Source organism: Pseudomonas zanjanensis, from assembly GCF_014268745.2.
Taxonomy (GTDB): domain Bacteria; phylum Pseudomonadota; class Gammaproteobacteria; order Pseudomonadales; family Pseudomonadaceae; genus Aquipseudomonas; species Aquipseudomonas zanjanensis.
Map to the genome: position 1 here is coordinate 2,687,282 of NZ_JABWRB020000001.1, position 26,583 is coordinate 2,713,864.

Here is a 26,583-nt window from a genome sequence, read left to right on the forward strand (position 1 = left end):
ACGTCGGGGCGGGCCGGCGCCCAAGCAGGACGCTGGCCCGAACCGGAGGATCAGCCGGCGGGACGCTCGTTGATCGTGCTCGCAGCCTGGAACAGGATTTGCGCCACAAAATCGATTTCCTGCTCGGTGATGATCAACGGCGGCAGCAAGCGCACGGTCGCGCCGTGACGGCCGCCCAGCTCGACGATCAATCCGTGCTTCAGGCACGCCTGCTGGAAAGCCTTGGCCCGGGCCGTGTCCACCGGCGGATGACCCTGTACGTCTGGAGTACCTTGCGGGTCGACGATTTCCATGCCGAGCATCAGGCCGCGCCCACGCACATCGCCGATCCAGGCGAACTCACTTTGCAGTGCCTGCAAGTGTTTTTGCAGGTGAGCGCCCATCGTTTCAGCGTGCTGGACCAAGCCTTGATCACGAATGAAACGCAAGGTCGCGGTACCCGCCGCCATTGCCAACTGATTGCCACGGAACGTGCCCGCGTGAGCACCCGGCTGCCAGACGTCCAGCGACTCGTGGTAAACCATCACCGACAGCGGCAGCCCGCCACCGATGGCTTTGGACAGGGTGATGACATCCGGCGTGATCCCCGATTGCTCGAAGCCGAACATCCGCCCGCTGCGGGCAATGCCGCACTGGATCTCGTCGACGATCAGCGGAATGCCGTGGGCCTGGGTCAACCGACGCAGTTCCTGCAGCCAGCGATCCGGCGCGGCGATCACCCCGCCCTCGCCCTGGATCGGTTCCAGGATCATCGCCGCGGGTGCGGTCACCCCACTCTCCGGGTCGTTGAGCAAGTGCTCGAGGTAGCGAACGTTCAACGTGACCGCTTGATCGCCGGCCACCCCGAACGGGCAACGATAATCATGAGGGAACGGCAGGCGCTGTACCCCGGGCATCAACGCACCGAGGGCATTCTTGGGCGACAGGTTGCCGCTGATGGCCAGCGTGCCCAGGGTCATCCCGTGATAAGCCCCTTCGAACGCCAGGACGGAATGCCGCCCCGTGGCGGTACGGGTCAACTTGAGCGCGGCCTCGACCGCATCGGCCCCACTCGGGCCGCAGAACTGAATGCGTGCGTGGCGAGCGAACTCGCTGGGCAGGCAAGCGAAAATCTCTTGGACGAATGCGTCCTTCACCGGTGTCATGAGGTCCAGGGTATGCATCGGCACACCGGCCGCCATGACCTGGGTGATGGCTTCGACGATCACCGGATGGTTGTGCCCCAGCGCCAGGGTCCCGGCACCGGCCAGGCAATCGACGAACACTTGCCCCCGGCTGTCCTGCACATAAATGCCATGGGCCCTTTCAAGCACCAGGGGAATGCGTCGCGGGTAACTGCGAGCGTTGGATTCCTGCTGTTGCTGACGCTCCAGCAGCGGCGTCGAATCAAGGCAGTAGGGACTCGACAGACCGGTGTGCAACAGGCGTAGCTGTTGCGCGCCACCTGCTGTGACATTCGAAAAAGCACTCATGATTTCCTCCATGGAGGCTGGGTTTGGAAGGGAACGAACAGCCTGGAAACAAACATCCGGAACGTTGCAGGACAGGCGCGGGGAGATTGCCTCCCCGCGCCCATGGGTTTACATGTCGTAGCGCAGGACCATACCCACCGTGCGCGGTGCGCCAACATCGATGATGTCGTCGCTGCGGTTGTTGGTGACGTATTCCTTGTCGAAGGCGTTCTTCACGTAGGCGGAGACCGCGACGTTCTTGGTGACTTTGTACTCGGTGTTGAAGTTCACCAGCACATAGTTGTCGCTGCGGCGCTCGCCGGTGACCTTGCCGCTGGCATCGAATTCATATTCCGACGGTGCGGTGCTCTGGTAGACAACATCCGTACCGAATATCAGACGGTCGTCGAAGCGATAGACGCCGCCCACCGAGACCTTGTATTTGGGCGACGAGAGGAACGATTCGCCGCTCATGTCCTGACCCCTGCCGGTAACAAAATCTTTGTACTTTCCGTCGGTGACAGCGCCACTTGCAGTTAGCGTTACCTGCTCGGAAACGTCCTTTTCAACAGACACTTCCAGACCCTTGATGTCACTGCGACCAGCGTTGAAGACCTCAATGAATCGACTACCGGTCTGTCTCACACTGACCTGCTGGTCTTTCCAGTCGGTGTAGTACAGGTTGGCCCGGGTGCGTAAAGTCTTGTCGAAGAATGAACCGCGGTACGACAGCTCGTAGTTGGTGGTGTATTCCGGGTCGTAAGCCTGGTGACCGCTACCCGCACGGACATTAACGCCTCCACCACGATAGCCTTTCTGCACCATGAAGCCGAGGTATTGATCCGTGGCCAGCTCATAATCGATACCAAGTTTCGGCAGCACGGCATCAAATGACTTTTTGACTTGTTCTGAGGTGGAGAAAGTATCTTGTTCGATGTCGGTGTCGTTCGTCTCGTGGTCGTAACGCAGGCCAGTGATCAATGTCCATCGCGGGGCGAATGTCCAGTTGATTTCGCCGAACAGAGCCTTGTTTTCAATCGTGGTATTGCCTTTGACGGTACCATTGTCAACGGGGTCGGTAGCCAACAACCGGTCGAGGAAATCGTTGGTGCTGTGGCCGTAGTAGGCACCGACGAAACTCTTCACCGTGTCCGAGGCGTAGTTCAGACGCAGTTCCTGACTGAACAAGTCGCCGTCATGCTTGCGCAGAATGACATCATTGCTCAATGCGGTCTGATCAGAATCCAAACGATTGCTGTAATCCGTATGGGTATTGGCGGTCATGCTCGTCAACGACCAGGCATCGTTCAGACGATAATCCACCTTGGCGCTGAGGGTGTCCTGCTTGAGGTTGTCGAAAGCCTCGGTGTTGGACGAGATGTCGTAATAGCTCGGCTTGCCATCGGCGCCACGCATCGTCGAGCGGTCACCCTGGCGATGTTCGTTATGGGCATAAGTCAGCAAGACGTCAGTGTCGTCATTGGGCAGGATCAGCAATTTGCCGCGCACGTTGCTGGTGCGACGCGGGTTGGCGTCTTCATTGAGCGCGGTGTTGCGGATGTAGCCGTCACCTTCGCCATAGTCCACGGCGATACGCCCGGCGATCTTGTCATCGACGATAGCCCCGCCACCGGCCACGGCCGCACCGTGCTCGCCATAGTTGCCCACGTTGGTCTGCGCCGAGAAGCTCGGTTCGAAGGTTGGGTTCTTGGTGCGGATCACCACCGCGCCAGCCAGGGAGTTACGGCCTTGGGTGGTGGATTGCGGGCCTAGGAAAACCTCGACCTGCTCAGCATCCCACAGCGGGACCGGGCTTAAGGTCAGCGCGCGGTTCGGTTGCACCGCGCCGTCGACATACACCGACACCGCACCGTTGAGGGTCGCCGGGCCCTGGTCGTCGAAACCGGACACCGGCACGCCACGGATACCCCAGTTCTCGTTGCCGGCCTGGCTATAGACGCCGGGCGTACGGGCAAACACATCCACCAGGTCCTTGTCGCCGTGCTCACGCAGGTTCTTGTCGGTGACGACCACGACGCTGGACTGGGTCTTCTCAAGGGTACGGTCGATCTTTTCACCGGTTACGGTGATGGGAGCGATCTCCATCTTGGCGGCTTCTTCCGCCGCCCAAGCGCCGTTGCTCAGACCAATGGCCGACCCTACAGCCAACGCAATTGTGTTCTTTTTGAAATTCACGCCCCACTCCCCTGCGACAGATATTTTTGGTTTTTTTGAGCTGGCCGAAGGCTGTGTGGCGCCAGCGGAGCGGAGTCTAATCCAAAAAAAAAATTAAATAAATAGTATTGATAATCCATCTCATTTGTACCTAGTATGTCGTCTTGTATTGCCTTACATACATTACAGACAAGTCCTACAACACTGACCGCTGCCCTGCTTTCAAGGTCTTGTGACTGGTCGAAGACGCTATAAGAGGATGCACAAGGATGACCTCAATCGAACACCTGAACGGGCGTTCCGAGCTTTTTTCAATGGCGCCCACGGATGCAAGCGCCCAATCGCTACCCGTGCTGGTGCAAGGGGTACCGGGACAGTCGATCCACGACCTGGACGCCTCGATTCGCGACCGCGTGTCCCAGGTCCTGACCACCGTTGGCGGCGTGTTGTTTCGCGGTTTCACCGTTGCCACCCCCATCGACTTCAAGCGCTTCGCCGCCAGCTTCGGCGCGCCGCTGGCCAGTTACGAATTCGGTTCCACACCGCGCAGCAAAGTCTTCGCCGGGGTCTATAGCTCCACCGAATACCCGGCCCATCAATTTATCCCCTTGCACAACGAGCAGGCCTACACCCGCCCCTGGCCTTCACGCATCTGGTTCCACTGCATCAAGGCCAGTGAAACCGGCGGCGAGACCCCGATTGCCGACAGCCGCCTGATCTACCAGCGCATGCCCGCCGAGATCCGCGAGCTGTTCGCCAGCCGCGAGCTGCTTTATGTGCGCAACTACAGCGGCGCCCTCGACCTGCCTTGGGAAAAAGTCTTCAACACCCAGGACCGTGCCCAAGTCGAACGCTACTGCCAGGACAACGACATCGAGTGGGAATGGAAAGCCGATGGCGACCTGCGCACCCGCCAGCGTTGCGCCGCCGTGCAACAGCATCCCGAGACCGGCGAATGGGTCTGGTTCAACCAGGCGCACCTGTTCCATGTCTCGGCCATTGAACCGAGCGTACGCGCCAGCCTGCTGGCGGCGGTGGGTGAAGAGAACCTGCCGCGCCATGTCTATTTCGGCGACGGCTCGCCGATTGCCGACGACCTGCTCGACACCGTGCGCGAGGTCTACCGCGAGACTGCCGTCAGTTTTCCCTGGCAGCCCGGCGATATCCTGATGCTCGACAACCGACTGGTGGCACACGGTCGCAATCCTTTCACCGGTGACCGCAAAGTCATCGTGGCCATGGCGTGAATTGCACATGTTTTCTTTCGAACACTGGATCGACGTGCTGGAAACCAACGCCCAGCACTTCCCTCAGCGTGCCGCCCTGCATTTTCTGCCGGACGGCGTAGAGATCGGCGAAACCCTGACCTTTGCCCAACTGCACGAACAATCCCGTTCCCTGGCGGCCGCGCTGCAAACGCGTTATGCCCCGGGTGATCGCGTGCTGTTGATGCTGCCCAGCAGCCTCGACTACGCCCGCGCCTTCTGTGCCTGCCTCTATGCAGGGCTGATTGCCGTGCCGTTGTTTCCACCGCCGTCGCGCAAGCCGCGTCACCTCGACCGCGTCCGTAACGTGGTGGTGGATGCCGAGCCGGCGCTGATTCTCGCCCCGGCGGAGTATTGCGAAGGCCTGCTGGAACTGGTGGAGGGCCGCGTCGATGTCCTGACCGTCCAGGACCTGGGCACACCACCGGCCAGCCAATGGCAACGTCCGACCATCGACGGTTCGACCGTGGCCTTCCTGCAATACACCTCGGGTTCCACCGGCTCGCCGAAAGGCGTCGAGGTGCGTCAGCGCAACCTGATCGCCAACGTCGAGCTGATGCGCCAGGCCTACGATTTCGACGAACACGGCGCCATGGTCAACTGGCTGCCGCTGTACCACGACATGGGCCTGATCGGCGGGATGCTGGCCCCGCTCTACAGCGGCATGCCGTGCTACCTGATGGCGTCCCAGACTTTCGTCAATGCGCCATCGACCTGGCTGCAGGCGTTGAGTCGCTACCGCGCCACCGCCAGTTTCGCCCCCAACTTCGCCTATGCCCTGTGCAACCGCGTGGTCAGCGACAACCTGATCGCGCAACTCGACCTGAGCGCCTGGAAACACGCCATCAACGGCGCCGAACCGATCCACCCCGGCACCCTGGAGGCTTTCGCCCAGCGTTTTGCCGCCTGTGGTCTCAACCCGTTGGCCATCAGCCCCGGTTATGGCCAGGCCGAAGCCACCCTGTGCGTCAGCGCCACGCCGGCCGACGCGCTGCCGGTGGTGCTGCGCCTGGACAAAGCCGTGCTGGAGAGCGGTCGCGTGGCACTGGCGGCGGCCGATGCCGCCGCCGTGGAATTCGTCGCCTGCGGTTACCCGCAAGCCTTGCACAGCATCGCCATCGTCGACCCGCACACCTTCGAGCAATGCACCGCCGATCGCATCGGCGAAGTCTGGCTCAGGGGCCCGAGCAACGCCGAATCCTACTGGAAGAATCCCGAGGCCACTCGCGAAGCCTTTGAAGCCCAAATTGTCGGTTCATCGGAGCATTACCTGCGCTCCGGCGACCTGGGTTTCATGCACGAAGGCCAGGTCGTGATCTGCGGACGGCTCAAGGACCTGCTGATTCTCAATGGGCGCAACCTCTACCCCCACGACATCGAATTCGCCATTACCGATGCCGAGCCGGGCATCCGCACCGGACGCATTGCCGCCTTCTCGGAAATGGACCCGGCGTTGGGCCGCGAGAAGTTGGTGATCGTCGCCGAGCCGCAACGCAAGTTCGTCGACCCGGCGCATCACCCGGCGCTGTTCGCGTCGATGCAAAACGCCGTGCGTGAAGCCGCCGACTGCGGCATCGACCAAATCGTGCTGGTGCAAGCCGGCACCATCCCGATGACCACCAGCGGCAAGATCGCCCGTCAAGGCGCGCGCAAGCAACTGGCCGCGGGCACGTTGAGCATCATCGCCCAGAGCGGTGCAACGCTGGCTTCGAATGGCGAGGTCCTGGACCTTGCCCAGCTCAAGCACCTGGCGAGCGAAACGCCGCAACAGGCCCAGGCCGCCTGCCGCCGATGGCTGGAGCAGACGCTGCACGCGGTCAATCCGTATTTTTCCGCCGACTTCGACCTCAGCCTGATCGGCCAAGGCCTGGACTCCATCGGCGTGGCCGACTTCGCCGCGCGCCTGCACAAGGACCTGGACTGGAACCTCGACACCCAGGACTTGTTTGGGCAAACCACCCTGGGGCAATGGGCGCTGGCCCTGCAAAACTTTCTGAATGAACCGGCGCCGACGGCCGAGGCTTCGACCGCGCGGGCTAACCTCAGCCAGGGGCATCAATCCTTCGCCCAGCGTCGCCTGTGGTTCCTGCGCCAACTGAACCCGGACGACACCCGCCACAACCTGGTGCTGCACCTGCGCCTGCAAGGTCCACTGGACATCGAGGCGCTGGCCCTGCGCTTGAACGCGCTGGTGGCGCGGCACGGCGTGTTGCGCACGGTGTACCGCGACGGTGTCGAGGGCCCACAACAACAGGTATTGCCGGCCACGGCGGTCGCGCTGGTCCATCACGACTTACGCGAACAGAATGAAGCGCAGCAACAACAGGCGCTGAACGAGCGCCTGGCCCATGAACACGCCACCCCTGTCGATCTGCAAGCCGGCCCGCTGCTGCGGGCACAGTTGCTCAGCCGACATGAGCAACAGCATGACCTGCTGCTGACCCTGCACCACATCGCCTTCGACGGACGTTCAGCGCAAGTGCTGCTGGCGGAACTGGCAGGCTCGACAGACGCCGCGCTCCCGGGGCAATACCTCGATTTCGCCCAGTGGGAAGCCCGGCACTGGAGCGAACAGCGGATCGCCAGCGAGCAGGACTTCTGGCGCGGACACCTGGCCGGCATGCCCCAGACCTTGGAACTGGGCGGCAACGGCCAGGCCCCGGGCGAACACAGCCTGGACTTCAACGTGCCCCAGGCCCGCTGCGAGCATTTGGCAACGCTGGCCCGTGAACAAGGCATGACCTTGTTCATGCTGCTGCTCGCCAGTTACCAACTGGTGCTCAAGCAACTGGGTGGCCAAGCGCAATTCTTGCTGGGCACCGATGTCAGCGGCCGGCCACTGGCCGAGCACAACGACGTCATCGGTTTCTTCGTCAACCAGTTGACCCTGCGTTGTGACGTGCGTGGCGAAGCGACCCTGGCCGGTTTCCTCGAGCGGGTTCGCGATGAAGCGCGCCTGGCCTACGCCCATCAGGGCCTGCCTTTCGACCTGGTGGTCTCGGCCCTCGCGCCGCAGCGCCGGCCCGGTCACTCGCCGCTGTTCCAGGTCAAGCTCAACTATCAACCGTCACGGGTAACCCCGACCACCATCGCCGGCGCGCAGTTGTCCGCGTTGGACGTGGCCCAGGCACCGGGGGATTTCCACCTGGTGCTCGACCTGGTGCACGGCAATGAAGGTCTCGCCGCGACGCTCAAGTATCGCGGCGAATACTTCGACCAAGGCCGTGCCCTGCGCCTGCAACACCTGTGGACGTGCCTGCTGGAGCAACTCCCCAGCCTGCTGGACGAGCCGTTGCCGGCGCTGGCCGAGCGCATCGACAGCTGGGACCAGGCCTTTGCCCGTGAGCGGCAACACTCCCAGGCGCTGGCCGGTCGCAGCCAGATGATGCAAGCCAAACGTCGCTCCTTGTCCCTTTAACCGAGTCGGATGCTGTTATGTCTATCGTGCCCCCATCGCCCCGCGCCCTTGGCGCCGTGCGTCGCAAAGCCATGAACGTCTCGGAACAACAATTGGTCACCGAGCGCCTGCTCAGCCCCGATCACGCCCTGCCCCTGGTGATCGAGCCCGCAGTCAGTGGCGTAGACCTGGTGGCCTGGGCCGCCCGGGAACGCGAGTCGCTGGAAAAGAAGCTGCTGGAATACGGCGCCCTGCTGTTCCGTGGTTTCAACGTCGCGTCCGTCGAGCAGTTCGACCAGGTGATCGCCGCGCTCTCCCCCGGCGCGCTGGAATACATGTTCCGCGCCTCGCCCCGGACACGGGTCGGCGGCAACATCTACACCTCGACCGACTACCCGGCCGACCAGATGATTTTCCCCCACAACGAGCACTCCTACTCACCACGCTTCCCGTTGCGGCTGTTCTTCTACTGCCAAGTGCCGTCCGAGACCGGTGGCGAAACACCCATTGGTTCGACCCGTGCCGTGAAGGCCAGGATCAGCCCGCAGATCGAAGCGCGGTTCCGGGAAAAAGGCGTGCTGTACGTGCGCAACTACGGCGACGGTTTCGGCCTGCCATGGCAGACCGTGTTCCAGTCCGAAGACCGCGGCGAAGTGGAAGCCTACTGCGCCAGCGTCGGCATCGACGTGGAATGGAAAGACAACAATCGCCTGCGCACCCGCCAACGCGGACCCGCCGTGGTGCGCCACCCGCGCACCGGCGAAGAAGTCTGGTTCAACCACGCCACGTTCTTCCACATCAGCACCTTGCCCGGGCGAATCCGCGATTCGCTGCAAAGCAACTTCAACGACCTCGACCTGCCCACCAACACCTTTTATGGCGATGGCGAACCGATCGAGCCAGAGGTCCTGGAGTCGCTACGCGCGGCCTACCTCGACTCACTGGTGCGGTTCAGTTGGCAACAGGGGGACGTGTTGTTCATCGACAACATGCTCGCCGTGCACGGTCGCGAACCCTTCACTGGCAAGCGCGCCATCATGACCGGCATGGCTGAAGCCCTGCTGTCGAGCGACGTTGCCGTCTGACATTCAACGGGTCCACCCGCCGTTCGCAGGAGGCTTGCCCGACCTATGTCCAGCAAGCCCCGGCGTCTGTGCGGTGATCCAGGCTCAAGCCCTTTTCCAGTCGAGATGAACATGAGCGGACTTCAAGGTTTTCGTATTTCCCCGCAACAGGCATCGGTCTATCCCCACCTCAACGGCGCGACGCAGCACCCGTTCAGTTGCCATTTGCAATGGTCGCTGTCGCAAGCGCTGGACATCGATACGCTGAACAACCGCCTGCAGGCGTTGGTGGCCGGCAGTGAAATCCTGCGCACACGCCTGATGCCCGTGCCTGGCCTGCGCCATCCGGTGCAGGTGATCGACGAAACCGCTGCACTGGCGGTGACCCTCCAGGACCTGCGTCAACACAGCCGCGCCGACCAGGACGCCGCCCTGGCCCAATTCGCCAGCCAGCCTCGCGACTGGACAATCCCTTTGCACGTGACCCTGGCGCGCCTGGACGATGAACAAACGGTCCTGGACCTGGCCGCGGCCAGCAGCCACTTCGACCTCGCCAGCCTGAAATGGCTGGCCGCCGCATTGCTGCAAGACACCGCCACCGACCAGTCCGAGACCCTGCAGTACGCCGACTACGCCGAATGGCGCTGGAGCCTGGTCGAAGACGCGCCGGACCATCCGGGCGTGAGCTTCTGGCAACCCTCGGGCGAAACCGAACAGACCACCTTGCAGCTGCCGCTCGAAGTGGCCATCGATGGCGGGTTCGCGCCGACCCGATTGGACCTGACACTGGCGACCGACCTCGCTCGCCACCCAGCCCTGACCTCGGATCTGCTGCTGGCGGCATGGGCAGCGGTGCTGGGACGATTGGCCGGCCAGCAACAGGTACCGCTCATCCTGATCCATGAAAGCCGCGGTGCGGAACTGGAAAGCACCCTGGGCCTGTTCGAGCAGTGCCTGCCCGTGAGCATCGAACTGGACGCCCAGGCGACCCTGCTGGAGCAAAGCACGCAAGTGGCTGTCACCCTGGAACGGGCGGTTGGCTGGCAGGACTACTACACCGGCACCCTCAACGGCGGATACGCCTTTGCCTGGCGCTCGGGCGATGCCCGGGAGCGTCATGCCAGCGCGGTGATGAACCCGCTGAAAGCGTGCCTGAACGTGCGCCAATTGCCCGATAGCCTGCACGCGCAACTGGTCTACGACCGCCATGCCCTCAGCGCCGAAGCCGCCGGCTGCCTCGCAGAGCAATGGCTGCAACTGTTGCAAGGCGCACTGGCCGAACCGCAACGGGCCTGGGCGCAGTTGCCCCTCGGTGGAGCGCTGCAATCGCAGTTGATCGGCACCAGCGCGGACGTGCCGTCCATCGAACCGGTGACGCTGGTGGAATTGATTGCCCGCCAGGTTCGCCAGCAACCGAACGCCATCGCCCTGAGCGACCAGCACGGTGACCTCAGCTACAGCCGCCTCGACGCCTGCGCCACGCAATTGGCCCATCGACTGGTCGCCGCCGGCATCGGCCCTGGGGTGCCGGTCGGCATCCTGTTCGCCCGCGGCAACCCCGCCATTGTCGCCATGCTCGCCGTCCTGAAAGCCGGTGGCGCCTACGTCCCCGTCGACCCGACCTACCCGGCCGAGCGCCGCGCCTACATGCTCGCCGACAGCGCCATTGCCCACATCGTGGTCAGCGCCGAACTGGCCGACAGCGTGCCGACCGACCTGCAACGCTTCGTGCTGGATGACCTGGCAACACCCGACCTCGTCGATTTGCCGGCGCTGCCGTTGCCGGACGCGAACGACCTCGCCTACTTGATCTACACCTCCGGCTCCACCGGTGCGCCGAAAGCCGTGGAAATCAGTCACGGCGCGCTGAGCTTCTCGACCCAGGTGCGCATGGCGGCCTATGAGACGCCGGTACGCGCCTACCTGCTGCTGTCGTCGTTTGCCTTCGACAGTTCGGTCGCCGGGATTTTCTGGACCCTGGCCCAAGGCGGACGCCTGGTATTGCCCGCCCCGGGTGAAGAGCTGGAGATGGCCCGCCTGGCGCTATTGATTGCCCAGCATCAGGTCAGCCACGGCCTGTCGTTGCCGTCGCTGTATCAAGCCCTGCTCGATCAATTGCAACGCAGCGGCGCAACCGACAGCCTCGCCTGCTGGATCGTCGCCGGTGAGGCCTGCCCGCCGTCGCTGATCGCGCAACACAGCAAGACCCTGCCCCACGCACGGCTGGTGAACGAATACGGCCCCACCGAAGCCACCGTCTGGGCCACCTATGAGGTATTGGAGCCAGGCCGGAACGTCAGCATCGGCCGTCCCATCGCCGGCATGGACCTGCGCCTGCTGAACGAATTCGACAGCGCCTGCGGCATTGGCGAGCCGGGAGAAATCGTCCTCGCCGGCCCAACCCTGGCCCGCGGCTATCGCAACAAGCCCGAAGAAACCGCCAAGGCCTTCGTCACCCTGGCCGACGGCACCCGAGCCTATCGCACGGGTGACTTGGCGTGCTGGTTGGCCGACGGGCGCCTGGCCTTCCTCGGGCGCAAGGACCATCAGGTCAAGGTGCGCGGCTACCGCATCGAGCTGGGGGAAATCGAACGCCAGTTGTGCAGCCACAGCGACGTGCGCGAAGCCGCGGTGATCGTCCAGGAACAGGCCGCCGGCAAGCGCCTGCTCGCCTACATCCTCGCCGCCCACGGCTACGCACCGGACTCGGAGGCGATCAAGCGCTTCCTCGGCGAACGCCTGCCGTCGTACATGGTGCCGGCCCTGGTGCTGACCCTGCCGAGCTTTCCGCGCACGCCCAACGGCAAGCTCGACACCCGCCAGTTGCCCGACCCGGAGCAGTTCGACGAAAGCGCCCACGTGGCGCCGCGCAACGCCATGGAAAGCACTTTGCAAGCCATCGTCGCCAAGGTCTTGAAGCTCTCGACGGTGAGCGTCACCGACAACTTCTTCGCCATCGGCGGCGACTCGATCCTGAGCCTGCAAGTGGTGGCCCAAGCCCACGAGCAAGGCATCGCGCTGTCGGCCAAGCAAGTTTTCGAACGCCAGACCATCGCCGCCATGGCCGAGGTCGCGCAAGTGCTGGACCCGAGCGCCGCCGAGCCGGACGCCGACAGCACCGAATTCAGCGCCTCGGGCCTGTCCGATGACGAAATGCAGGCGTTGATGGCCGAACTGGACGAGGCCGACCTGTGAACGGCTCTTCACCTCGCCACGCCATCACCGTTGCCCCTTTTTACGCAGGACGCTTTCAATGACCACCGAAAAAACCACCGGCAACCCGATCGAAGACATTTACCCGCTGTCGCCGCTGCAACAAGGGATGCTGTTCCACTCCCTGTTGCACGAAGACTCCGGGGTGTACCTGATGCAGGATCGCTACCGCATCGGCGGGGCCATCGATGAAGGGGCGTTCCTCGAATCATGGCGCCAGGTGGTGGCGCTGCACCCTTCCCTGCGCGCCAGTTTCCAGTGGAAAAGCCAGAAGCAACCGGTGCAGGTCATCCATCGCCAAGTCAAGGTGCCGCTGGACACCCTCGACCTGCGCGGGCTCGCCCCCCATGAACAGGAAGCGCGGATCCGCACGCTGCTGGAAGACGAGCAGAAAGTCGGCTTCAACCTGTCCAAGCCACCGCTGATTCGCTTCCGGCTGGTGCGCCTGGCCGACGAGTCCTACGAATTCATTCGCAGCTTCCACCACATCCTGATGGACGCCTGGTGCATTTCCCTGGTGACCGTGGACTTCCTCAAAGTCTACGAAGCGCTGTGCAACGACCGCACGCCCGAGCTGAAAAGCCCTCGGCCGTTTCGCGACTACATCCAATGGCTGCAGCGCCAGGACGCAGGCAAGGCCGAGCAATTCTGGCGCGGCCAGTTGCAAGGCCTCAACGCGCCCACGCCACTGACCGTGGACAACGGCGTGACCCGCGACCGCTACACCGATGCGGTGCTGGTGGACGACCAACTGATTCACCTCGACGAACAGGAAACCCAGGCGCTGGCAGCGTTCTGCCGCAGTCGCCGGATCACCCCGAACACGTTTTTCCAGGGTGTGTGGTCGTTGCTGCTGTCGCGCTACAGCGGGCAACAGGACGTGGTCTTCGGCGTCACCGTGGCCGGGCGTCCGGCCGAACTGACAGGCGTCGCGGAAATGATCGGCCTGTTCATCAATACCCTGCCGCTGCGGGTTTCGGTGGACCCGAACGCCGCGCTCGGCAACTGGCTGGGCGACCTGCAAAAGCTCAACGTCGACATGCGCGACTTCGAGCACACGCCGTTGACCGACATCCAGGGTTGGAGCGATTTCCCCCGGGGCGAGACCCTGTTCGACAGCATCCTGGTGTTCGAGAACGCGCCCATCGACGAACAGATCCTCGAAGGCGGCTTCCAGTTCAGCCTCGAAGGCATGGACCACAGCGTACACACCCACTACGGCTTGACCGTGGTGATCCTGCCGGGCGAACGACTGGGCATCCGCGTGTCCTATGACCGCGAACGTTTCGATGCCGCCACCGTGCAGCGCCTGCTGGGCCACATCGCCAGCCTCGTGCGCAGCATGCTCGCCGCCCCCGACGCGCCGTTGGCCAGCTTCGAACTGCTGGCCGCCGACGAGCGTCAACAGTTGCTGGGCGAATGGGCGCTCAACCCTCACGATTTTCCGCTGGATCAAAGCTACGCCGAGCTGTTTGCCGCCCAGGTCGCCCAGCGCGGTGATCAGGTCGCCGCGATCTGTGCCGGCGAGTCGCTGACCTATGCCGAGCTGGACCTGCGCTCCACCCGCCTGGCCCATGCGCTGCGCGAAGCCGGCGCCGGTGAAGACCAACTGGTCGCGCTGGTCGCCCCCCGAGGCCTGGCGCTGTTGACCATGATGCTGGCGGTGTTCAAGGCCGGCGCGGCGATGCTGCCCCTGGAGGTCAATCACCCGCCCGAGCGCCTGCGGGAGATCCTCGGGCTGTCCCGCGCGCCATTGCTGGTTGCCAGCGAAGGGTGCAGCGGCCTGCTCGATCAACTGCTCAGCGGCCTCGACCCGGCGCCCAAGGCGCTGTTCGCCGAGGCCTGCTGGACCGGCGGCAACGACGTGCCATTGCCGGTGCTCGCCCGCCCCGACAGCCTGGCCTACGTGCTGTTTACCTCGGGTTCGACCGGCACACCGAAGGGCGTGATGATCGAACAACGCGGCATGCTCAATAACATCTTCGGCAAGGTACCGGCCCTGGGGCTCAGCGCTGCCGACCGGATTCCCCAGACCGCGTCGGTGGCGTTCGACATTTCGGTGTGGCAGTTCCTCGCCGCGCCGGTGCTCGGTGCCACCGTGCACATTCTTCCGGATGAAGTCGCCCACGACCCGCAACGCCTGTTGCAGGTGCTCGCCAGCGAGCGCTTGAACGTGCTGGAAATCGTCCCGAGCCTGATGCGTACCCTGCTCGCGCTGTGCCCGTGCGACCTGCAATTGCCGGACCTGCGCTGGGTCCTGCCCACCGGTGAAGCCCTGCCACCAACCGTGGCCCGGGACTGGTTCGCGCGCTTCCCCGACATCGCCTTGATGAACGCCTACGGGCCGGCCGAATGCGCCGACGACGTGGCCTTCCAGCCGATCTTCGCCGCACCGGGGGCCGAGGTCAGCCACATGCCCATCGGCCAGCCGACCGCCAACAACCGCCTGTATGTGCTGGACGAGGCCCTGCGCCCGGTGCCGGTGGGCGTGGCCGGGGAAATCTGTGTCGGTGGCGTCGGCGTTGGCCGCGGCTACCTGCACGATCCACAGCGCACCGCTGAGGCCTTCATCAACCATCCTCAACTCGAAGGTCGCCTGTACCGCACCGGCGACCTGGGACGCTGGCGAGCAGACGGCGTGATCGAGTACCTCGGCCGCCGCGACCAACAGGTGAAACTGCGTGGGCACCGGATCGAGCTGACGGAAATCGAACACCGTCTCGCCCAGCACCCGAACGTGCGCGAAGCCGCCGTCCTGCTGCGGGAAAACACCGTCGGCGAAGCCTGGCTGGTGGCGTACTGGTCGGCCCATGACCAGAACGTGGGCAGTGATGGCCTGAGCGAACACTTGCGAGCGCAACTGCCGCCGTACATGGTGCCGGCGGCCTTCGTCTGCCTGGACAAACTGCCCCTGAACAATAACGGCAAGGTCGACCGCAAGGCCCTGGCCGCCCGTGAGCTGGACTGGCAGGCCGACACCCAGGAAAGCATCGCCCCGCGCAATGCGCTGGAAACCACCGTGGCCTCCATCTGGGCCGAGGTCCTGGGGCGTGACACCGTTGGTGTGGAAGACAACTTCTTCACCCTCGGCGGACACTCGCTGCTGGCGACCCAGATCGTTGCCCGCCTGCGCACTCAGTTCAAGCTCGACCTGCCGTTGCGGGTGTTGTTCGAACAGCCAACCGTGGCCTTGCTGGCCGAGGCCATCGGCGCCCGCCAGGCCGAGGCCGCCGCACCGCAAACCAACGCGCTGAGCCTGCTCAAGGCCCAACCACGCCCGCCGTTGCTGCCGCTATCGTTCTCGCAACAGCGTCTGTGGTTCATCGAGCAACTGACGCCAGGCACCACGCTGTTCAACATCCCGTTCGCCCTGCACCTCAAGGGTGAACTCAATGTCGAGGCGCTGCATGCCAGCCTCAACGATCTGCTGGCGCGCCACGAAATCCTGCGCACCGGCATCCACAGCAACGACGGCGTACCGTGCCAACGCATCAGCCCGGCGCTCGACATCGCACTGCCCTTCGAAGACTTGTCGGGCCTGACCGCCACTGCGCGCGAAGGCGCGCAGTTCAATGCCCTGCAAAACACCTTCGAGCAACCGTTCGACCTGACCTGCCCACCGTTGCTGCGGGCGCGCTTGCTGCGCCTCGCGCCGGGCGAGCACGTACTCGGCATCGCCCTGCATCACCTGGTCTCGGACGCCTGGTCGGCCACCATCGCCCTGCGCGAACTGGCCCTGGGTTATGAAGCCCGTTGCAACGGCGCCCCCGCCGAACTGCCGGCCCTGCCGCTGCAATACGCCGACTTCGCCCTGTGGCAGCGCGAGCACCTGCAAGGCGCCGAACTCAAGCGCCAGCTCGATTACTGGACCACCGCCCTCGACCGTCGTGACAGCGATGCCAGTCCACTGCTGGCCTTGCCCACCGATCATCCACGGCCCTCGGCGCAAAGCTACCGCGCCGGGATCGTCCAGCGTCAACTCAGCGCCGACCTCAGTGGCCGGGTGCAAGCTTTCGCCAGTCGCCTCGGCACCACGCCGTTCACCGTTCTCTTCGCCGGTTTCGCCGTATTGATGCACCGCTTGAGCGGCGACGCCACGGTGCTGGTCGGCACGCCGGTCACCCACCGTGAACAGCCGGGCACCGAAGGCCTGCTGGGCATTCTGTTGAACAACCTGGCGATCCGCGCGGACTTCGAGCCGCAAGCGGACTTCACTGTCCTGGTCAAACAAGTGGCCGAACGCCTGCGCAGTGGCCTGCAACATCAGGACCTGCCGTTCGAGCAATTGGTGGACAGCCTGCAATTGCCACGCAGCCTCAGCCATGCGCCGCTGTACCAAGTGATGGTCGCCCAGCAACTGGCCATGGAGTCGCGGTTGCGCTTCCCCGGCCTGGAATTCGAAGCGCTGGACACACCGCTGCGACACTCCGAATGCGACTTGGACCTGCACGTGCTGTGCCCGGCCAATGCGCCGATTCAGCTGGAACTGATGTTCGCCCTCGATCTGTTCGTCGCAGACAGTGCTCGCCAGACCCTCGCCCGCCTGGAATACCTGCTCGAACACATGCTCGCCGAACCCCAGCGTCCGGTCGCCGCCTTGCCGCTGCTGATGGACACGGAATGGCAACGCACCGTGGTCGAGTGGAACCGTACCGAAATGGCGGTGCCGACGCACCTGACCTTCGCCCAGTTGTTCGAACAACAGGCCGAGCGCACCCCGGAGCGAGACGCGCTGTGTTTCGAAGGCCGCAGCCTGAGCTACGGCGAATTGAACCGTCGCGCCAACCAAGTTGCGCATTACCTGCGCAGCCGCGGCGTCGGGGCGAACAGCCCGGTGGCACTGTGTGTCGAGCGTTCGCTGGAGCTGCTGGTCGGCCTGCTGGGCATCCTCAAGTCCGGTGGCGCCTATGTGCCGCTGGACCCGACCTACCCGGTGGATCGCCTGGCGTACATGCTCGAAGACGCCCGACCGGCGCTGTTCCTCGGCCAGCAGGGCCTGCTGGAACAGCTGGGGGCCGAACTGCCACGCTTGCGCCTGGACAGCGACGCGGCGCTGTTCGCCGACCAGCCGGACAGCAACCCCGCCCCGCTCGCCGGCCCGCAAGACCTGGCCTACATCATGTACACCTCCGGTTCGACCGGTAAACCCAAGGGCACCCTGGTGACCAACGGCTCGGTGGTCAACCTGGCCTGGGCACGTATCCATGGCTTGTATCGCCGCTACACCGACCAGCCGATGCGCACCAGCTTCAACTACTCGTTCGCCTTCGACAGCTCGGTGGCCGAACTGATCCTGTTGCTTGACGGCCACAGCCTGTACCTGACCCCGGAAGACGTGCGCTACGACCCCGAGGCCCTGGCCGGTTTCTTCCGCGACACCCGCCTGGAGGCCTTCGAGTGCACCCCGGCACAGCTCAAGGCGCTGTTGGAAAGCGACGGCGTTCGCCGGGGCGAGGTGTACCTGCCGCGCTTCGTGCTGTTCGGTGGCGACGCGGTGGACGCGCAGCTGTGGCAACGCCTGCCGTCGATTGCCGGCAGCCGCTTCTTCAACACCTATGGCCCGACCGAATGCACCGTGGATGCCACCGGCTGCGCGGTGGATGACTTCCCGCAGCGGCCGATCATCGGCCGGCCCATCGCCAACGTGCGCACCTATGTGCTCGATGCCTTCCTCAATCCGATGCCGGTGGGCGTCCCGGGGGAACTGCACATCGGCGGTGCCGGCGTGACCCTGGGCTACCTCAACCGCGCCGAGCAGACGGCGAAGGTGTTCATCGAAGACCCGTTCGCGTCGCAGCCAGGCGCGCGGATGTACAAGTCCGGCGACCTGGTGCGCTGGTTGCCCGACGGCCAGCTCGAATACCTGGGGCGCATGGATCATCAAGTGAAGATCCGTGGCTTCCGCGTCGAACTGGGGGAAATCGAAACCCTGATCGGCGCCCAACCGGGCGTGCGCCAGGCCGTGGTGCTGGCCCGTGAAGACGTGCCTGGCGACAAGCGCCTGGTGGCCTACGTGACGTGCGACCAGCAGGCCGACATCCACGCCTGGCGCAAAACCATTGGCGCCGCCCTGCCCGACTACATGGTGCCCTCGGCGTTCGTGGTGCTCGATGAGCTGCCGCTGACGGACAACGGCAAACTCAACCGCAAGGCCTTGCCGGCCCCGGATATCCAAGCCGCGCCAGACGCCCTGGACCCGCCGCGCAGCGCCGCCGAACAGCAACTGGCCGACCTTTGGTCCGAGTTGCTGAAGGTGCCATCGTCGCAGATCGGCCGTGACAGCCACTTCTTCTACCTCGGTGGCCACTCGCTGCTGGCGGCGGCGCTGTTCGCCCGCCTGCGCCAACGCTTCGCCAGCGTGCCGCCGTTGCGGGCGGTGTTCGAGCACCCGACCCTCGAGGCCTTGGCCGCGCTGCTGGGCGATCCCCTGCAAGCCCCGGCGGAGACCTTCGTCCCGGCGGTTCGTCCGGCGCGCCTGCCGCTGTCGTTCGAACAGCAACGCTTGTGGTTCCTGGAACAACTGAGCGCCGGTGGTGGCGAGTACAACGTGGTCAGCGCCGTGCAACTGGACGGCGAACTCAATGCCCAGGCCCTGCAAACGGCCTTGAACAGCGTGGTCCAACGCCACGAGATCCTGCGCAGCCGCATCGTGCGCGATAGCGACGGCGAATTGCAGTTGGTGATCGACGCGCAGGTCGACATCACCGTGCAGGTGAAGACCCTGCAAGCCGCCAGTGACGAGCAATGGCAGGCACTGACCGACGCGGCGATCCACGCAGAAACCGGCCGCCGCTTCGATCTCGCCGCCGAAGTACCCGTCCGTGCCACGCTATTGCAACGCAGCGGCGCAGCTCAGTCGCTGCTGTTGCTCAACGTGCACCACTGCGCCACCGATGACGCCTCCAGCCAGAACCTGCTGGAGGAACTGCGCCAGTGCTACACCGCCCAGTGCCAAGGCACCCCGGCGACACTGCCGGCGCTGGCGTTGCAATACCCCGATTACGCCCTCTGGCAGCGCGAACCCGGTCAACAGACCGCGTTCAGCAGCCAACTGGACTACTGGCGCAACCAACTGGAGGACGGCGACTACCTGCTGGACCTGCCGACCGCACAGGGCCGTCCAAACCAGCTCGACCCGACGGCCGGCGCGGTGCAATTGCAATTGCCGCCCGCCCTGGTGGAACGCCTGCGGCAGTTCGCCCAGCAACGCGGCGCCACGCTGTACATGCTCATGCTCAGTGCCGCGCAATTGCTCCTGGGCCGCTACGCCAACCAACGCGACGTGCGGGTTGGCAGCCCGGTGGCCCAGCGTCCATTCGCCGAGCTGCAGCCGCTGATCGGCTGCTTCGTCAACACCGTGGTCATGCGTGCCGACCTGGATCCGGCGCTGGACTTCGCAGGCTTGCTCGACCAGGTGCGCAACCGTGTGCTGGATGCCCAACAGCATCAGGACGTGCCGTTCGACCAGGTCGTCGAGCATTTGAAACCGTCGCGCAGCCTCGGCCAGACACCGCTGTTCCAAGTGCTGTTCGCCATGCAGAACGCCGACGTATCGAGCCAACCATGGCCGCAATTGCAAGTCAGCGAACGCGCGGTGACCGCCCAGGCCACCAAGTACGACCTGAACTGGGAAGTGCACGACGGCGAGGTGCTGTCGGTGTTGCTGGAATACCGCGCCGCGCTGTTCAGCGACACCACGGCCCGGCGTTGGCTGGAACAGTGGCAACAACTGCTGGAAACCATGCTCGACGCGCCACACACCCGCCTCGGTGATTGGACGCCGTTGCCAGCGGCCGAGCGTCAGCGCCAACTGATCGAGTGGAACGCCACCGAACGTCACTACAACGGCCCGAGCAACCTGCACACCGCCCTGAGCCAGCAAGCGGCCCTGAGCCCCAACGCCCCGGCGCTGGTGTTCGAAGGCCAGCGTTTGAGCTATGCCGAACTCGACCAACGGGCGCAAACCGTCGCCCGCGCCCTGCGCGCCGCCGGCGTGGGCAGCGACAGCATCGTGCCGGTGTGCATGGAGCGTTCGGTGGAGATGGTCGTGGCCTTGCTCGGCATCGTCCATGCCGGCGCCGCATGGCTGCCGCTGGATCCGGAGTTGCCGGCCACGCGCCTGGCGTTCCTGATTGAGGACGCCGACGCCAAGGTCACCTTGACCCAAGCCCAGTGGATGCAGCGCCTGCCAGCCGGGCATCAGGCCTGGACGCTGGATGCGTTGCCAGACGCTGAAGCCTTCGAACCGATCAGCGTCGAAGCCAACCACCTGGCCTACGTGCTCTACACCTCCGGTTCCACCGGCCAACCCAAAGGCGTGATGAACGAACACGGCGCCTTGATGAACCGCCTGCACTGGATGCAGGACGCCTTCCCGATTGGCCCGAACGACCGCGTCTTGCAGAAAACCCCGTACAGCTTCGACGTGTCGGTGTGGGAGTTCTTCTGGCCGCTGATCACTGGCGCGACCCTGGTGGTTGCCCGCCCGGACGGTCATCGCGACCCGGCCTACCTCAGCCAGTTGATCCAGCAGGAACGGGTCACGACCTTGCACTTCGTCCCTTCCATGCTCCGTGCCTTTGTCGAGGAGCCGAGCCTGGCCGACTGCCACAGCCTGCGCCAGGTCTTTGCCAGCGGCGAAGCCTTGCCGGTGGACCTGGTGCGGCGCTTCATGGGTCAACACCCGGCGGCGCTGGTCAACCTGTACGGCCCGACCGAAGCGGCCATCGACGTCTCGGTCTGGCGCTGCTCGGCGCACGATACGATCGTGCCAATCGGCAAGCCCATCGCCAACCTGCGCTTGTACATCCTCGACGAAGCCCTGCAACCGTTGCCGATTGGCAGCATCGGCGAGCTGTACATCGGCGGCGTCGGCGTGGCCCGTGGTTATCTGAAACGCCCGGACCTGACCGAAGAACGCTTCCTCGCCAGCCCGTTCGTGGCCGGTGATCGGCTGTACCGCACCGGCGACCGTTGCCGTTTCCTGGCCGATGGCAATATCGAATACCTGGGGCGTCTCGACCACCAGGTGAAGCTGCGCGGCCAGCGCATCGAATTGGGTGAAATCGACGCGGCACTGCTGGCCCAGGCCGGTGTTCGCGACGCCGCCACCTTGTTGCTCGACCAACGCCTGGTGAGCTTCTGGTGCGGTGACGCCGATGAGGTCACCCTTCGTGCCGACTTGAGCGACAGTCTGCCCGTGCACATGCAACCAAGTGTGTTCGTGCAGCTCGATAACCTGCCGCTCAACAGCAACGGCAAGCTCGACCGCAAGGCATTGGCTGCCACGCCGCTGCCACACAGCCCAAGCGACCAGCCACGCACCGCGCCACGGGACGGGACTGAAACCGTGCTTTGCGAACTGTTCAGCGAAGTGCTGGGTGGTCCGGAAGTCGGCATCGAGGACAACTTTTTCCAACTCGGTGGTCACTCCTTGCTGGCCACCCGCCTGGTCAGTCGGGTGCGTGAGCGCCTGGGAGTTTCCCTGCCCCTGCCGCTGGTGTTCGCCCAACCAACGGTCGCGGCCCTGGCCGAGCATCTGCGCACGGCCATGCCCGGTGAGTCGATCACCGCGCAACCGCGCCCGGCGCACTTGCCCCTGGGCCTGGCCCAGCGCCGCTTCTGGATGCTCAGCCGCCTGGTGCCGGAGTCCCGCGAGTACCACATGCCATTCGCCCTGAGCTTGCGCGGCGAGCTGCAAGTCCAGGTCTTGCGTGAAGCCTTCGAGCAGGTCAGCCAGCGCCACCTGGTGCTGCGCAGCCGGGTTGTCGAGGTCGACGGCGAGCCGCAATTGCTGATCGACAACCACGGCCCGGCGCTTACGGTCACTGGCGTTGCAAGCCAGGACTGGGCCGCGACCTGCGCCAACGCCCAAGACGAACTGATGACACCCTTCGACCTGGCCGCCGCCGCGCCTTGGCGTGCGCATCTGCTGCAACGCCAGGGCAGTGACGAACACCTGTTGCTGGTGTGCCTGCACCACAGCGCCACCGACGGTTGGGCCATGCAGTTGCTCATCGACGAGCTGACCCAGGCCTACGCCGCCGGCCTGAACGGGCAGTCGCCCACCTGGACCCCGCTGGAGATCGACTATGTCGATTTCGCCCTGTGGCAACAGCACCCGGACACCCAGGCCCGGCGCAGTGCCAGCCTCGACTACTGGAAAAACCACCTGGGCCAGGACGACTATCAGCTCGACCTGCCCATCGACCATCCACGTGGCGCCGAAGCCGATCGTCGCGCCCGGCAACTGACTGTCCGCCTCGGCAGCCAGCGCGCCGAAGCCATCCGACAGTTCGCCCGTCAGCGTGGCACCACCACCTATGTGGTGTTGGCCACGGCCCTGAGCGCACTGCTGGCCCGCTACAGCGGCCAGCGGGAGATTCGCCTCGGCACCCCGGCGGACCAACGTGACCACGCCCAGACCCAGACCTTGCTGGCGTGCCTGGTCAACACCCTGGTGATCCGCAGCGACGTCGACCAACGGGCCCCGGCCGAGCAACTGCTCGCCAGCCTCGAGGCCGACCTGCGCGCCGCCCAGGCCCACGCCGACCTGCCTTTCGCCACCTTGGTCGGCGCCATTGCGCAGAATCGCGACTTGAACCGTACGCCGCTGTTCCAGGTGCTGTTCTCCCTCAACTACGGCCGGGTCGACAGCAGCCAGTGGCCGGGGCTGAACGTCGAAGAGCAGATGCTGCCGGTGATCGACGCCAAATTCGAACAGAGCTGGGAAGTCCAGGACGACGGCAGCGACATGACGCTGGCGCTGGAATACCAATCGGCCTTGTACGACGAAGCGACGATGCAACGCTGGAGCGCGCAATGGTGCGCGCTGCTCGACGCCCTGGTGGCCGCTCCTGGGCGCAACCTGGTCGAGCTGTTCCCGCAACAGCAGGACCAGCAGCAACTCGACCGCTGGAACGCCACCGACCGTCACTACAGCGGCCCGACCAACCTGCATACCGCCCTGAGCCAGCAAGCGGCCCTGAGCCCCGACGCCCCGGCATTGGTGTTCGAAGGCCAGCGCCTGACATATGCCGAACTCGACCAACGGGCGCAAACCGTCGCCCGGGCCCTGCGCGCCGCCGGCGTGGGCACCGACAGCATCGTACCGCTGTGCATGGAGCGCTCGGTGGAGATGGTGGTGGCCTTGCTCGGCATCGTCCATGCCGGCGCCGCGTGGTTGCCGCTGGATCCCGAACTACCTGCCGCGCGCCTGGCGTTCCTGATCGAAGACGCCGATGCCAAGGTCACCTTGACCCAAGCGCAATGGCTGTCGCGCCTGCCCGCCGGGCATCAGGCTTGGACCCTCGACGCCCTACCCCAAGCACCCGCCTTCGAACCGATCAATGTCGAAGCCCACGACCTGGCCTACGTGCTCTACACCTCTGGTTCCACCGGCCAACCCAAAGGCGTGATGAACGAACACGGCGCCTTGATGAACCGCCTGCACTGGATGCAGGACGCCTTCCCGATTGGCCCGAACGACCGTGTGCTGCAAAAGACCCCATACAGCTTCGACGTCTCGGTGTGGGAGTTCTTCTGGCCGCTGATCACCGGCGCGACCCTGGTGGTCGCCCGTCCGGACGGTCATCGCGACCCGGCCTACCTCAGCCAGTTGATCCAACAGGAACGGGTCACGACCTTGCACTTCGTACCGTCCATGCTCCGTGCCTTTGTCGAGGAGCCGAGCCTGGTCGATTGCCAGAGCCTGCGCCAGGTCTTCGCCAGTGGTGAAGCCTTGCCGGTGGACCTGGTGCGGCGCTTCATGGGCCAACACCCGGCGGCGCTGGTCAACCTGTACGGCCCGACCGAAGCAGCCATCGACGTTTCGGTCTGGCGCTGCTCGGCCAACGACATGATCGTGCCGATCGGCAAGCCCATCGCCAACCTGCGCTTGTACATCCTCGACGAAGCCCTGCAACCGTTGCCGATTGGCAGCATCGGCGAGCTGTACATCGGCGGCGTCGGCGTGGCCCGTGGTTATCTGAAACGCCCGGACCTGACCGAAGAACGCTTCCTCGCCAGCCCGTTCGTGGCCGGTGATCGGCTGTACCGCACCGGCGACCGTTGCCGTTTCCTGGCCGATGGCAATATCGAATACCTGGGGCGTCTCGACCACCAGGTGAAGCTGCGCGGCCAGCGCATCGAGCTGGGGGAAATCGACTCAGCCCTGTTGAACCTGTCGGCCATTACTGGTGCCTGCACCCTGGTCATCGACAACCGCCTGGTCGCGTTCTACAGCAGTGCCACCACGCAGTCGGACCTCGACACACAACTGGCGGCCGAGCTGCCGGCCTACATGGTGCCAGCGGTGTGGGTGCACATCCCGGCCCTGCCCCTGAGCACCAACGGCAAGATCGACCGCAAGGCCCTGGCCGCCCTGCCCTTGCCCAACACCCAGAAAGACTACGCGGCACCGCGCAACGACCTGGAGCGCCTGCTTTGCCAGTTGTTCGGCGAACTGCTCGGCGAAACCTTGACCGGCGGCCGTGAAGTCGGCACCTCGGACAGTTTCTTCGCCCTGGGCGGTGACTCGATCCTCGGCCTGAAACTGATCTCGCGCTTGCGTGAACAGGGCTATTCACTCACGCCACGGGACCTGTTCCGCTCGCCGACCCCGGCGGCCCTCGCCCACGTGACCACGGCACTGCTGACCCAGGCCGAACAAGGCGACGTGACCGGGCCGATGCCGCTGATGCCGTTGCACCAGTGGTTCTTCGACCAGCAACAGGTCCAGGCCGCACACTGGAACCAATCGGTGCTGGCCGACAGCGACCGTCGCCTGGAACCGGCCATCGTCCAAGCCACGCTGGACCGGCTGGTGGCCCACCACGACGCGCTGCGCCTGCGCTTCACCGAGGTCGACGGTCAATGGCAAGCGCACATCGCGCCAGTGGCGCCGGCCCAACTGACCTGCTGCGAACACCCGCACCAACTGCTGCACATCGCGCAAAGCCTGGACCTGCAACACGGCCCACTGTTTGCCGCAGCCCTGGTGGAAGGCACGCCGCAGCGCCTGTACCTGGTGGCCCATCACTTGGTGGTCGATGCGGTGTCCTGGACGCCGCTGCTGGAAGACTTCCAACAGCTGTACGCGGCCCTGGAGCGCGGCGAGCAGCCGACGTTGCCGGCGAAAACCACCTCGTATCGTCAATGGGCCGAGCACCTGCAAGCCCATGCCACGAAGGCTGCCGGCGAGCATCGCTACTGGAGTGCCCAGGCCTCTGCGAACCGACCGCCCATGGCCACGGTCGCCGAGCGCCAGACCCTGTCGGCCCGCTGGGACGCCAGCCGCACGCACCAATGGCTGACCGAATCCCACGCGGCTTACCGCACGCAACCGGAAGAACTGCTGATCGCCGCCCTCGCCGCGACCCTGGCCGAGGTCGAACAGCGCAGTGACATCGTCGTGGATCTGGAGCGCCACGGGCGTGACGCGCCGTTTACCGGGTTGGACGTCGGCCGCACCGTCGGCTGGTTCACCACCCTCTACCCGCTGCGCGTGAGCGCCAGCGGTGCCGCGGGCGATCAGGTGCGCAACGCCAAGCAAGCCTTGCGTGACGTCCCCGGCCTGGGCCTGGGCTACGGCTTGCTGCGCCAGCGCGGTGAGTTGCCGGCCAGCCACGGCGACGTGCTGTTCAACTACCTGGGGCATGAGCAAACGCCCGCGGGCTGGTTGCGCGCCAGCGCCCTGACCCCGCCGCCGGAAGTGGCCCCGGTGAACCGCGTGACCCATGCCCGGGAAGTGGTGGCCTGGCTGGAGGGCGGCGTGTTGCGTGTCGAATGGCACAGCGTCACGCCGAACGCCGACAGCCATTTGCCCGCTCGCCTGCTGGAACGCTTGCAGGCGCTGGTCGAACACTGCCTCGACCCGCAGGCCGGTTCGCTGATGCCGGCGGATTTCCCGCTGGCCAAGGCGCTGAACCAGAAATCCCTGGACAAACTGCTGGGCAAGCTCAAGACCAAACCCGATTCCCAAAGCTAGCGAGCGCCGCCGCGCCTGCGCAGGTCTGAGA

At 64.9% G+C, this 26,583-nt stretch carries 7 protein-coding genes; 5 read left to right on the forward strand and 2 right to left on the reverse strand.

What is annotated here, in order from left to right:
• Window positions 1–50 precede the first annotated feature (50 nt).
• Window positions 51–1,472, reverse strand: a complete 1,422-nt coding sequence (locus HU715_RS11160) for a diaminobutyrate--2-oxoglutarate transaminase (protein ID WP_186704830.1) — start codon at window positions 1,470–1,472, stop codon at window positions 51–53.
• Window positions 1,473–1,580: 108 nt separating this feature from the next.
• Complete coding sequence (locus HU715_RS11165; protein WP_186704829.1) at window positions 1,581–3,647, reverse strand: TonB-dependent receptor; 2,067 nt, start codon at window positions 3,645–3,647, stop codon at window positions 1,581–1,583.
• 248 nt (window positions 3,648–3,895) lie between these two features.
• Here HU715_RS11165 and HU715_RS11170 point away from each other — a divergent pair, with 248 nt between their 5' ends.
• From HU715_RS11170 to HU715_RS11190, 5 genes are all read left to right on the forward strand, one after another.
• A complete protein-coding gene (locus tag HU715_RS11170; RefSeq protein ID WP_186704828.1) occupies window positions 3,896–4,873 on the forward strand; it encodes a TauD/TfdA family dioxygenase in 978 nt (325 codons plus the stop codon).
• A gap of 7 nt (window positions 4,874–4,880) precedes the next feature.
• The gene (locus HU715_RS11175; protein WP_186704827.1) at window positions 4,881–8,309 is read left to right on the forward strand and encodes a condensation domain-containing protein; all 3,429 of its coding nucleotides are present in this window, start codon (window positions 4,881–4,883) and stop codon (window positions 8,307–8,309) included.
• A 17-nt stretch (window positions 8,310–8,326) separates the two neighbouring features.
• Window positions 8,327–9,373 carry a TauD/TfdA family dioxygenase gene (locus HU715_RS11180; protein ID WP_186704826.1) on the forward strand — a complete coding sequence of 349 codons (1,047 nt, stop codon included), beginning with the start codon at window positions 8,327–8,329 and terminating at the stop codon, window positions 9,371–9,373.
• Between the two features lie 111 nt (window positions 9,374–9,484).
• A complete protein-coding gene (locus HU715_RS11185) occupies window positions 9,485–12,547 on the forward strand; it encodes a non-ribosomal peptide synthetase (protein ID WP_186704825.1) in 3,063 nt (1,020 codons plus the stop codon).
• A 58-nt stretch (window positions 12,548–12,605) separates the two neighbouring features.
• On the forward strand, window positions 12,606–26,552 hold the full coding sequence (locus tag HU715_RS11190) for a non-ribosomal peptide synthase/polyketide synthase (protein WP_186704824.1): 13,947 nt from the start codon (window positions 12,606–12,608) through the stop codon (window positions 26,550–26,552).
• Window positions 26,553–26,583: the final 31 nt, after the last annotated feature.